At 42.0% G+C, this 12,855-nt stretch carries 7 protein-coding genes; 3 read left to right on the forward strand and 4 right to left on the reverse strand.

Features of this window, described 5'->3' with window-relative positions; all coding sequences use genetic code 11:
* Together POV27_RS15375 and htpG are read right to left on the reverse strand one after the other, a co-directional pair.
* Positions 1–1,715: HYR domain-containing protein (locus tag POV27_RS15375; protein WP_272863680.1), on the reverse strand; the 1,715-nt coding region annotated here is incomplete at its 3' end.
* A 186-nt stretch (positions 1,716–1,901) separates the two neighbouring features.
* Positions 1,902–3,791 (reverse strand): molecular chaperone HtpG, encoded by a 1,890-nt coding sequence (htpG, locus tag POV27_RS15380; RefSeq protein ID WP_272863681.1) that lies wholly within the window; start codon positions 3,789–3,791, stop codon positions 1,902–1,904.
* A gap of 380 nt (positions 3,792–4,171) precedes the next feature.
* Here htpG and POV27_RS15385 point away from each other — a divergent pair, with 380 nt between their 5' ends.
* Positions 4,172–5,179, forward strand: a complete 1,008-nt coding sequence (locus POV27_RS15385) for a 3-oxoacyl-ACP synthase III family protein (RefSeq protein WP_272863682.1) — start codon at positions 4,172–4,174, stop codon at positions 5,177–5,179.
* A gap of 340 nt (positions 5,180–5,519) precedes the next feature.
* Here the strand turns inward: POV27_RS15385 and POV27_RS15390 are convergent, their stop codons facing one another.
* Positions 5,520–8,057: a TonB-dependent receptor gene (locus POV27_RS15390; protein ID WP_272863683.1), complete on the reverse strand. Its 2,538-nt coding sequence runs from the start codon at positions 8,055–8,057 to the stop codon at positions 5,520–5,522.
* A gap of 361 nt (positions 8,058–8,418) precedes the next feature.
* Here POV27_RS15390 and POV27_RS15395 point away from each other — a divergent pair, with 361 nt between their 5' ends.
* On the forward strand, positions 8,419–8,778 hold the full coding sequence (locus tag POV27_RS15395; protein ID WP_272863684.1) for a CoA-binding protein: 360 nt from the start codon (positions 8,419–8,421) through the stop codon (positions 8,776–8,778).
* On the opposite strand, the gene POV27_RS15400 is transcribed toward POV27_RS15395, so the two are convergent.
* Positions 8,749–10,212 (reverse strand): sodium:solute symporter, encoded by a 1,464-nt coding sequence (locus POV27_RS15400; RefSeq protein ID WP_272863685.1) that lies wholly within the window; start codon positions 10,210–10,212, stop codon positions 8,749–8,751. The two genes, POV27_RS15395 and POV27_RS15400, sit on opposite strands and share 30 nt — an antisense overlap.
* A gap of 105 nt (positions 10,213–10,317) precedes the next feature.
* Here POV27_RS15400 and POV27_RS15405 point away from each other — a divergent pair, with 105 nt between their 5' ends.
* Entirely contained in the window at positions 10,318–12,822 is a 2,505-nt protein-coding gene (locus POV27_RS15405) for a T9SS type A sorting domain-containing protein (RefSeq protein WP_272863686.1), read from the forward strand.
* Positions 12,823–12,855 lie beyond the last annotated feature (33 nt).

A 12,855-nucleotide genomic window follows, 5' to 3' on the forward strand; every position in this document is an offset into this window, starting at 1 on the left:
TTAGGGTTGTCTACGGCTGTCCAGTCGCTAAGGTCTCCTGTCTCGAAGCTACCGTTAAGCATGATGTCCTGTGACTGGAAGTCCCCTTCGCAAACGATCACAGGAGCTTCGGTATCTTCAACAATGATTTCATGCGTACAAGTAGCTACATTTCCTCCAGAATCAGTATAAGTCCATTCAATGGTAGAAGTTCCTACTGGGAATTCGCTACCGGAAGGAAGTCCGGCAGTTTGTTCTAGGCCTCCAGCTATTTCCAGAACATACGTTCTTGCATTATTTTCATTGATGTCATTCCAAGCACCGTCACTTCTATAATGCGTGTAATCTTCATTTCCTCCAGAGTTATTCGGTTCTGAACCACCCCAGTTTGTATAGGTGACAGGAGCGCCACTTTGCCATACAAAGGTTCCTTCTACAGCAACATCGTTAAACCCAATAAATGAGTTGTTAACTCCTTCGTTGGTAATTGCATTAAATATAAATGTGTCAACCTCCGCAGAGGTTACGGTTGCTACAAATCCTCCATTGGCAATTGCATCTGCAAAAGCACCTGGACCAGTGAAGTTATTATCTGAAAGGTAATAGGTTTTACCCTGGAATAGTCCCAATGTTGTAAACCCAGGAATATCTGCAGACATGATCTCAGGACAATTGTCGTTAACAACTGGAGGATCGAAAGTAACTACGGCTCCGCATATACCAGGATCGTTTCCTACGGTAATGGTATCCGTACAAGTTAATGTTGGTGCCTCCACATCGTTTACTGTAATCGTGAAGGAACAAGTAGCAGTTAAGCCGTCACTGTCGGTAACCACAAATTCTACTACATTTATTCCGACAGGGAATAAACTTCCCGATGGTAGTCCAGCGGTTTGAACAGGAACTGGATCCGGATCGTCCTCATCGTCCGATACAAGTGGTGGAGCAAAACCTACTACAGCACCACAAGCTCCAGGGGTAGAATCAACAACAACATCTGAAGGGCATACGATCATAGGTAGGCCGCAATCTCCAAATTCTAAGTTGGCAACCAACTCCACATCTTGTCCTGTAGGATCTTGTAATTCTAGTCTTGTAATGGCTTCATCGCCCACAATACCCACAAAAGACGGATTGCTCCCGGTAAGTGTTATGGTGTAAGTGTCGATAAGTCCTGAATTTCCATACACACGAACATCGATGTCTCCACCATTATTGCCATCTGCAGGGTTTCCACTTCGCAATGAAATTAGGTCAAATCCAACCTGACTTGTTGGTTGTGTAAGATTGATAATCGTGTAAGTTGTAAATGTGTTGGACCCCACGTAAGGTTCTGGATAAGGATATCCGCTCCATCCAACACCAACATAAACTACTCCGGCTCCACCGCTACGGGTGATTTCAACTCCGGGTAGAATTTCTCCAGCAGGAAAGCAACTGTCTCCTGCGGCGCTAAGTGTGTTTCCACATGTTTGAATAATTCCAGCACCTGGGCCACCGTCAAAATCCTCTAGCATAAGGGCAGGAGGAACTGCACAGGCAGCTTGAAAGGTAGGTCGGTCTGTGATCAGGGTAGAAGCCATTCGCCCCGTTTGGTTTACTACAATGGCTTCGGTTTGCGTTGTGATTGCCGGTAAATTTGAGACGGACTCATCAGCAATCACATCAGAGAAATTTTGAGCCGTCACCGTCATCGAAAGGCAAAGACCCAAAACTAATAGTAGGATTTTCTTCATAATTATAAAGTTTGATAAAAAATTAGTCCCTCAAAAATAGCACGGAAAGAAATATCCTACAACTAATTATGGGCGCTAAAACCCTGTTTATATCGGTGAAAATGGCACTTCATCGATTTATCCCAAAAAAGCAAAAAAAAACCACCCAATGGGTGGTTTCAAGTATGACGAATTTAAGTTCTCAAATTACTTGATCATATCGTAGCTGCGTTTGATAAATGCAGTCAATTCTTCCCCTTTTAAAAGGTTCTTGCTTAAACGTGCCAGATCTAGTGCTTGGCTCACCAAACGCTCCTTTTTCTTCTGTGTTTTGGTGTTTAGGATTTGTACAACCAATTCGTGATTGGTGTTTACTACGAGATTGTACATTTCTGGCATATGGCCCATACCAAACATACCACCGCCTCCAGTTTGTTGCATCTCTTTCATGCGACGCATAAACTCAGGTTCTGTAATGATAAACGGACTGGCATTACTATCCATAGCCTCTAATTGAACCGAGAATTTTTCGGCAGGAATGGTTTCGGTAAGGAAGGTTTTTAGCGTCTCTTGCTCTTCTTCCGTAAGTTTTGAAATGGTCTCTTCTTCCTTCTTGATCAGGTTGTCGATATGATCCGAATCTACTCGTACAAATGCGGTTTTCTCATTTTCAGATTCCATTTTCTGAAGCAAATGAGGGACGATAGGGGAATCCAACAGCAAGACTTCATATCCTTTTTCCTTAGCAGCTTCTATGTAACTGTGTTGTTCTTCAACATTGGAAGCATAGAGTATCACCAATTTTTCATCCTTATCGGTTTGAAGGTCTTTCACCTTTTCCTTCAATTCTTCGAAAGTATGGTGGTTTCCATCTACCGTAGGATAGAGGGCGAATGCCTGTGCTTTTTCGAAGAACTTGTCTTCGGTGAGCATTCCGTACTCGATTACAATTTTAATGTCGTTCCATTTACTTTCGAAATCCTCGCGGTTGTCGTTGAAAAGACTCTTCAGCTTATCGGCTACCTTTCGGGTAATGTAGCTGGAAATTTTCTTCACGGCACCATCGGCTTGCAAGTAGCTTCGGGAAACGTTTAGAGGAATGTCCGGGCTATCGATCACCCCGCGAAGCATGGTAAGGAATTCAGGAACAATACCTTCTACATTATCCGTTACGAATACTTGGTTTTGATACAGTTGAATCTTATCCTTCTGCATGTTCAGATCGTTGGACATCTTTGGGAAATAAAGGATTCCGGTAAGGTTGAAAGGATAATCTACATTCAAGTGAATATTGAACAAAGGCTCTTCGAACTGCATAGGATAAAGCTCTCGGTAGAAAGCAGAGTAGTCCTTGTCTTCGAGGTCCGAAGGTGTTTTGGTCCAAGCGGGATTCGGATTGTTGATGATGTTATCTACTTCTTGAGTAGGTGCTGGGTCGTCTTCTTTGGCGTCCTCTGGCTTTGGAAGGGTTTCCGAGCGCATTCCAAACTTAATGGGAATGGGCATGAACTTGTTGTACTTCACCAATAGTTCGCGAATGCGTCCTTCTTCTAAAAACTCGGTCTCATCTTCTGCAATGTGAAGAATGATTTCGGTTCCACGCTCGGTTTTTTCGGCTTCTTCCAGCGTGTAGTTTGGCGATCCGTCGCAAGTCCAATGGGCCGCTGGCTCGTCCTTATAGCTTTTAGTAATGATCTCCACTTTGTCGGCAACCATAAAAGCCGAATAGAACCCAAGACCGAAATGTCCTATGATTCCTGCATCTTCTCCTTGCTTATCCTTATACTTTTCCAAGAATTCTTCGGCACCGGAAAAAGCAATCTGATTGATATACTTTTCTACCTCTTCAGCAGTCATCCCTAAACCTTGATCCAAGATATGAAGCGTTTTATTTTCCTTATCGATTTTAACCTCGATCTGCGGATCTCCGTATTCCACTTTGGCCTCCCCAATATTGGTAAGGTGTTTCAATTTTAGGGTGGCGTCGGTAGCGTTGGAAATGAGCTCACGGAGGAAAATCTCGTGGTCACTGTATAAAAACTTTTTAATTAACGGAAAGATGTTTTCTACCGATACATTAATAGTTCCTTTACTCATGGTATGTTCTTTTTGAAATGTTTTCACATACCCTGACAAATAGGATACCATTCTAAATAAGGTGACAGGATGTCATTTTCAACTGCAAAACAGGCATTTTTCGGGGGAAAACGGGTGATTTGCAATATTTTAACATATTTTGTTTAATAAAAATATAAAAAGTTTAAACAAAATTTCCTATCTTTACCTAGTAAATAAATAGGGAATTGCTGTGAATAAGTAATTTTTTTCTATTATTTATTGGTTAGGTTGTTTAGTAAGGGTGCTGTGGTGGCACCCTTGTCTTTTTAACTTTTATGCGCGCATAGTATATGCGGCTTAAAAATTTCCCTCCTCTAAGGTGAATATGTATCTTTCCGTCTTGAAATAAAAAGCAGCGTATGTTTACTTCAAAAATATCAGGTCTGGGACACTACGTTCCAGAAAATGTGGTTACCAACGACGACCTTTCTAAACTCATGGATACGAACGATGCCTGGATACAGGAGCGTACGGGAATTAAAGAGCGAAGGCATATTAAGAAAGGAGACGGTAACTCCACTTCCATTATGGGTGTAAAAGCTGCTAATATAGCTCTGGAAAGGGCAGGGCTAACTTCCGATGATATTGATTTTATCATATTTGCTACCCTAAGTCCGGACATGTACTTTCCCGGAGGAGGAGTTCAGGTGCAGGATCTCATGGGAATGGGAACCGTTCCAGCCTTGGACGTACGAAATCAGTGTAGCGGATTTGTATATGCTATTTCGGTAGCCGATCAGTTTGTGAAAACAGGTATGTACAAGCATGTATTGGTGATTGGGAGTGAAAACCATAGTGGTGGCTTGGATATGACTACCCGCGGTAGGGGCGTATCTGTAATTTTTGGCGATGGCGCCGGAGCGGCAGTAGTATCACGCAGTGATTCTGATGAGGGTGGAATCTTGTCCACACATTTGCACAGTGAAGGAAAGCACAAGGATGAATTGGCTTTACAAGGCCCTAGTACGGGGAAATGGGTTCCCGAAATCATTGCTGAAAACCCGCAAGATGATATTCCTTATTATCCCTATATGAATGGGCAATTTGTGTTTAAAAATGCCGTGGTTCGTTTTTCTGAAGTAATCATGGAAGGATTACAGGCCAACGGACTTTCGGTAAGCGACATCGATATGCTGATTCCGCATCAGGCCAATTTGAGGATCTCCCAGTTCATTCAGAAGAAATTTCAATTGTCCGATGATCGGGTGTTCAATAACATTCAGAAATACGGTAATACGACCGCAGCATCCATTCCTATTGCCTTAACCGAGGCTTGGGAAGCAGGAAAGATAAAGAAAGGGGATCTGGTCGTATTGGCAGCCTTTGGTAGTGGCTTCACTTGGGGAAGTGCTATTATACGCTGGTAACGAATTGGATAACGATACAATAAAGGGCCGTCCACAACTCGAGGACGGCCCTTTTTTTCTCCACCGAAAACTCCCCAGCTTTCCGTGCTATTTATGGTAAAACTAATGCTTGGCTCGCTGATAAAACATCCCCAATAGTGGGTATATTTAAAAAAGAAAGCTCCCCAAACGAGGGGAGCTCTTATAACCTAATAACTTTTTAATGTGGTAGAATGGCTAATTCAAATAAACTATAAAACTTTTATTAGGTGATTCCTACTTATATAGACTCTATATATAACTAAATGTTTCACTTTAAATTTCGTTTTAACTTAAATATAACATTTTGTTAATCAGTCTACTAGAAAATTCCACCACTGCCGGATTTTTCGTCATTATCACGACGTTTTCTGGACTTAGCTCTGTATTTCCCTCCACCAAAACGGTAGGCAAGGCTTACATTCACCGTATTACTTTCCCAGTTAAACGCTCCCGTTTGTACGTAAGGTAGTTCCCCTTCGAACCCAAACTGCATGGTATCGAAGATATCGTTGTAGTTAAGACTGAAGGTTCCTCTTCCTTCCCACAAGTTCACTCGGGCTCCCACATTCACAAAATACATGGGTTCCAAGGTGAATTGAAGGGTTCTCGATTCCCCGCGGTAGAAACCGAAGGCAGATAGGGTTAAAACTTTGTTTACCCTAAAGTTGTTGAACATACGTACATTCCACTGAAGGTTGTCCACTTCGAACCTTTCGGAAATAATATCATCGGCAGTTGGATTGTCCTGAGTGGCCAATCGCTCACTGATTCCTTTTTGAGTTTGGTTGAACAAGTCGAAACTAGCACTGAAACTCCACCATTTGGTAGCTCGGTAGTTACTAGACACTTCAAGCCCGTAAGCTGAAGTGTTTTCGAAGTTGTCATAGGTAAGGATTACCTTGTTCAAATCTGTTCTGTCCACAAATAGGGCACGGTTAATTTCATCCTCAATAATTCTATAGAAAACCCCAGCGGTAATACTTCCCTTACCTAAGTTTCTGGTGTAATTCGTTTCAAAAGAATTGGTGAACTGAGGAATTAGGCTGGTCTTACCAAAAGAGGAAATCCTTGGGGTACTCCACTCACGAATTGGGTTGATCTGCTCCAATCCGGGACGGTCTACACGACGGCTATAACTTAACTGAAACTGATTCTTTTCAGAAGGTGTATAGGTTACGAAAGCCGATGGATATACTTGGAAATAATCGTTTGTGAAATTCTTCAAGATATCATCGCCATCGCGAGTAACTTGTACTCCAGGGTCGGTATCTACATTGGTGAGATCATCCGTTACAATTCCTGGCTCATAAGATTCCTTGGTATCTGCTACAACATCTACCATCTCAGCTCTTGCACCTACCTGTACACTGAATTTTTCCCAGCTTTTTCCGTAGGTAAAATAGGCAGAATAAATATCACGCTGGTAATCGAAATCGGTACTAGGACCACTTACCAAAGCTCCTTCCACATTGAATGGATTAATTACCTGCTGATCGGTCGTTCTTCCAATTTCCGAATTGAACAAACGTGCTTCCAATCCCAATTCCAATTTTGTAGACTCTGTCAATGGGTTTACATAATCCAAGTTGATCGTAAGTCGATCTCTTTCCGTATCGATGAAATCTTCATAGTTCGGACTGCTTGGGTTGTTTCCGGCAAAATCGAAATCGGCATCCTCTTCATTATCGAAAATATTGTAGTCCGCTTCCAACTCAAGATTGTGTCCTTCCTTGGCAAAATCTACCTTGTAGTTGAAGTTGTATTGCCCTGACATATTATCGCTTTCCTGAAGGAATAATTGAGACTCACTGAAGTTAGCATCCTGAAAATCTACAATATCGGTAACCCCTTCGGTTGCACCTTCGAAGAAATTCTGATTGGTGAAAAAGGAAATGGTGTTCTTATCGTTCAAATAGAAGTCTACTCCCAGCTTCACCAGGTTGGACTGATTATCGTCCAAGAATTCGAAAAGTTGCTCTGTATCATCTCCTGGACGCAAAATGTTTCCGAAATTTTCGTTTTTCGAAGTATTATGCCCCCAGTTTCCATAGAAGTTCAATTTACCGTTACGGTAGTTCATATCGATGGAAGAGTTGAACTTAGGCTGCTCTTCGTACGTAAATGCAACATTTGCGTTTCCGTTGAAACCGATATTTACGTTTTTATGAAGGATAATGTTTACAATACCACTCATCCCTTCTGGATTGTACTTTGCCGAAGGATTAGTGATCAATTCAATTTGCTTTATAGAGGTAGATGGGATTTGCTTTAACAACTGGGCAATAGGCACGTTGGTCAACTTTCCATCTACCATAACACGAACATTGCTGTTTCCTCGTAAGGAAAGCACCCCAGTTTGTTGATCTACACTTACAGAAGGCAAATTGTTCATGATATCGGCAGCGGTAGGACCGCTAGTCGTAAGATCTTTACCTACCGTGATTACCTTTCTGTCCAGTTTTTGTTGAATGGTTGTTCTTTCAGCAGTAACGGTTACTTCGTCCAAGGCTTCCACATCTTCCTCTAACATAATACTACCTAGGTCTACGTTACGATTTCGTCTCGAAATATCTATTTCTACCGAATAGGTTTTGTAACCTATATATTGAATAACAACACGACTTTTCCCTTCTGGAATGTCTTTGATGGTGAATTTCCCGTTATCGTCTGTAACCCCACCGGTAATGATTTCTCCTTGGATGGTTTGTACAGCAACAGTTACATAGGGAATGGGTTCGTTCAGGTTTTTGTCTATCACAGTTCCTGTGATTTTTCCAATTTTATCCGCTGCTGGATCTTCTGCGGCAAAAGAGGTAAGGCCCACGAACAAGGCCATTAAAAGCACAAAATGTCTCATTGTTTTGATTGTTTAGTTTGTTTTTTGTTTGATGATGGTTGTTGCTTTCATTTACAGTTTGGTTAGTTCCCGCAAAATCTGAAAGTAATGCACATATGACGTTTCAGGCCAAATCGTGTTACACTTTGGGCATTACTTTAACGTTTATTAACAAAAAAACCCGAGGTCTAGAACCCCGGGCTTTCTTCACTGCTATTATTAACACTAACCATCAACGTAAAAAATTCACAGTAAAGAATTAGAAATATTTCTATACTATAGACGGTGGTATCAAAGTTATGTTACATCAAAGTTTCATTTTAACGTAGTTTTAGGATTTCGCTTCCAGCGTTAAGTTGTACTTTTCAGAAAAATTAATTACATGAAAAAGACCTTGGTGCTAGGCGCCAGTACCAATCCTTCCAGATATTCCAATTTGGCGATCCACCGCTTGGTTGAAAAAGGAGAACCTGTAGTGGCTTTTGGACTAAGGGAAGGTGACGTAGCAGGAATTCCCATAACCAACGAAAAAGAATCGTTCGAAGATGTGGATACCATCACCTTATATGTAGGACCCAAACATCAACCCGATTACTACGATTATATCATTTCACTACAACCGAAACGGGTTATTTTCAATCCGGGCACGGAAAACCCCGAATTCTACAGCGTATTACGGGAACAGGATATTGAAGTAGAAGTGGCGTGTACCTTAGTTCTTTTGGGAACGAATCAATACTAAGCCCAAGAAAGTAATAAGCCCATTGATGGGTAATAATTCGTATCCTACCTGATATCCGCCAAGTGCTTCGGCAGGAATGTTCCCCAAAATAGCCGTAATCACCACAGAAATTACAGTCACAATCCAAACGTATTTGTCCTTTACCTGGAACTTCGTGAAAATTCCAAAGGCGAAAAGTCCCAAAAGTGGACCGTAGGTATATCCGGCTACGACCAAGAGACTATTAATAACATTACTCGTTAAAATGTATTTGAATGCAATCACAACAATAACGAGCAGTACACTCATCCAAATGTGCGTCTTTTTCCGAAGTTTTTTCTGTTCGGCCTCAGGGCGTTTTTCTAGGTCTAAGAAATCGACACAAAAGCTCGTCGTAAGGGAAGTTAAGGCACTATCTGCACTGGAATAGGCAGCCGCAATAAGACCTAGGAAGAAAGTCACTGCCAAGGTAATTCCTAAACCGCCATTCAAGGCTATTTCTGGAAATAGGAGATCTGTTTTGGGCGATCCGTCCATTAACGGAATGCCAATATCGAATTTACCCGCATGAATATATAGGAGTGCTCCCAATAGCATGAAGAGGAAGGTGACCCCGACCAAAACAATACTGAAGGAAACCATGTTTTTTTGCGCATCCTTTAAGCTTTTACAGGTAAGGTTTTTTTGCATCATGTCCTGATCGAGCCCCGTCATACAAATAGTAATGAACATCCCGCCAATAAAGGATTTTAAGAAATGATTCTTGGCTAACAGACTATCGGTGAAAAAGGTTTTATTGTATTTTTTGAATTCATCCGAAGCTAGGAAATCCCCGAAACTCCAGTTCAGTTCGCTGGTAATGAAATAGATAGATAAACAAACAGCTAAGATCATAAAAAGGGTCTGTAAGGTATCGGTCCATACAATGGTCTTGATTCCTCCACGGTTCGTATAGATCCAAATTAATAGAATGGAAATGATTACCGTGATAACATAATGCACGCCAAAGGCATCGAAAACAAACTGCTGTAGGACAATGGCTACCAAAAATAACCGAAAGGAAGCCCCCAATACCCTAGAAACAAAGAAGAAAAATGCTCCCGTTTTATAACTCACTACTCCAAATCGATCTTCGAGATATTGATAGATGGAGGTAACGTTTTGCCTGTAGTAAATTGGCAATAACACATAGGCTACCACAAAGTACCCAACCAAGTACCCAAATACCACCTGCATATAGCTAAACTGGGATCCTTCGACCCAACCAGGCACTGAGATAAACGTGACTCCGCTTAAGGAAGCACCAATCATCCCAAAGGCTACCAAATACCAAGGCGATTGTTTGGAAGCTTTAAAGAATATTTCGTTGCTATCGTCCTTACCGGTGAAATAAGAAATAAGCATAAGAACGGCAAAGTATCCGGCTATGAGTAATAAGATATGTATGGGTTGCATATGGGCTTTGTTATGGTAGTAGGGTAAAAATACAAAGTTTGCCCAATTGCCCATGGTTTTTTCCTATTTTTGAAGAATTCCAATTTTTAAACAAAACATATCGCTATGAAAGCCAAAATTTTACTATGCGCATTTGCTGCATTGTTCTGCTCTTCTATGTCCGCTCAGGAATACCTGAGAATGATTGAAGATGGTACCTATTCGGTAGCAGAAATTGTAGAAAATGCAGAGACTTATTTCGCAGACCGTGACAAAGGTCGTGGATCGGGTTACAAACAATTTAAACGATGGGAATACATGGCCAACCGCCTCATGAATGAGAATGGTTACTTAACCCCCACTACAGAAAAACTCGCCGAGCTGGAAAGTTATAATGCGTACCTAAATAACACAGCAGACCAACGTGCTTCCTTAAACGACAACTGGGAAGAACTGGGGCCGGACACTTGGAATGCTACTACTGCTTGGAGCCCAGGGGTAGGTAGAATTACAGGAGTATCCATAGATGCCACCAATACGGACCATATGATTGTTGGTGCTAATACAGGTGGGGTTTGGAGAACTACCGACGGAGGTGCTACTTGGACTCCTCTGGGAGATTACTTTTCCAATCTTTACGTGTATTCGGTAACCATAGACCCGAATGATTCTGATACATACTATTTCGGTTCTTTATCAGGTCTTATCTATAAATCGACCGATGCGGGAGCTACTTGGAATGAGATTGGTGATGTGAGCAGTGCGGTAGTAAATAAGATTTTGGTGAATCCAGATAATTCAGATATCATATTTGCCTCTTCTTCAAATGCTGGAGTGTATAGAACTGACGATGGTGGCACCACTTGGGCTCAAGTGACCAACCCAGGCGGATACGATATTGAATTTAAGCCAGGAGATACCAATACGGTTTATGCTTCTGGTACCAGCGTACACAAATCGACCGATGGAGGAGCTACCTTTAGCCCCATTGGTTCTTGGGATAGTGGAGCGAAGATGATGGGTGTATCTGCAGACGATCCTAATGTACTGTATGTAATCGATGCAGATGGTAGTCAGTTTGGAGGTATTTACAGATCCGATGATAGTGGTGCCACCTTCACCGAACTTCCGCACGCGGGAAGAAACTACTTTGGGTACGACACCGCAGGGTTTGCTTCAGGAGGACAAGCGCCTCGTGATATGGACATTTCGGTGAATCCGAACGATGTGGATGAGGTACATATTGCTGGGGTATTAACTTGGCGTTCATTAGATGGAGGACAAAACTTTATCAATACCAGTGACTGGATTCCACAGGATGCAGCTGCCGCCAACAAAGGATACTGCCATGCCGATGTGGATATTTTGGAGTTCTCAGGTGGAACTTTATACATAGGAACCGACGGAGGTATATTTAAAGCGGAAACCCCAGACGTTTCTAGCGCCACTATGTACGAAGATTTAACCGATGGTATCGGGATTCGTCAATTTTACAAAATAGGGATTTCTCAAACTGCCGATGTCATTGTAACGGGAGGATCTCAGGACAATGGTTCTTCTTTTTATTCTGAAATAACAGGCGAATGGATCGACTGGGTAGGTGCCGACGGAATGGAAGGATTTGTGGATAAGAACAATACCGATGTGATGTTTGCTACTTCCCAGTTCGGGTTTATGTACCGAACAGCAACTGGGGGTACATCCTTAACCAATTTACCGGAACCTGTAGGTGGAGATCAGCCAGGTAACTGGGTAACTCCTTTTGAGCAAGATCCTTTTGATAATGGAACCATCTACGTGGGATATGACCGTGTGTATAAATCTGAAAATTTTGGAAACACTTGGACACCCATCTCACAAGACTTCAGTGTGAAGTTGGACGAAATGAAAATTGCGCCTACCAACAATCAGATTATCTATGTTTCTAGAGGAGGATTTATGTTCCGTACAACGGATGGTGGTGCTACCGATTGGGAACAGTTGGCCATCCCTGGAGGATTAATTAATAACTTCGCCATTCATCCCGAAGATCCAGACACTGTAGCTGTAGCTACCAATGGAGCCCAAAAGGTATATATAACCAATGATGGAGGACAGACTTGGAATTCTTACCTCATGAACCTTCCTAACTTCCAATCCCTTTCTGTGGTTTGGGATAATAATGGAGAGGATGGATTGTATGTAGGAATGGATTATGGAGTTTACTATATCGATAACACCTTTACCGAGTGGCAACCATACTTCAATAACCTTCCCAACGTGATCATCAATGAGTTGGAAATCAACTTTGCGGAAGGGAAGATCTACGCAGGTTCTTACGGAAGAGGACTTTGGGTGTCGCCAACGCAGTACGGAACCATTATTTTGGGTACGGATGATACGGTGCTAACGGAGGAAAAAGTAGCCCTATTGCCAAACCCTGCGAATGATGAGATTACCATTCAGCTTTCCGAAGCTATGGAAACGGATATTCGCGTATTCGATATGGCCGGAAAATTGGTGATTTACCAAGCCGATGTTGAGATTAATGGAAGACATACCATCGATATTTCACAATTGAATGCTGGAATCTATTTTGTAAGAATGAATTCAGATTTCGGAACCGTAACAAAACGCCTTATTAAGAACTAGGAGTTTAAATTTTAAAGACTTATACCTCGGTGA

Source organism: Aureisphaera galaxeae (assembly GCF_028561275.1).
In the GTDB taxonomy this organism is placed as follows: domain Bacteria; phylum Bacteroidota; class Bacteroidia; order Flavobacteriales; family Flavobacteriaceae; genus Aureisphaera; species Aureisphaera galaxeae.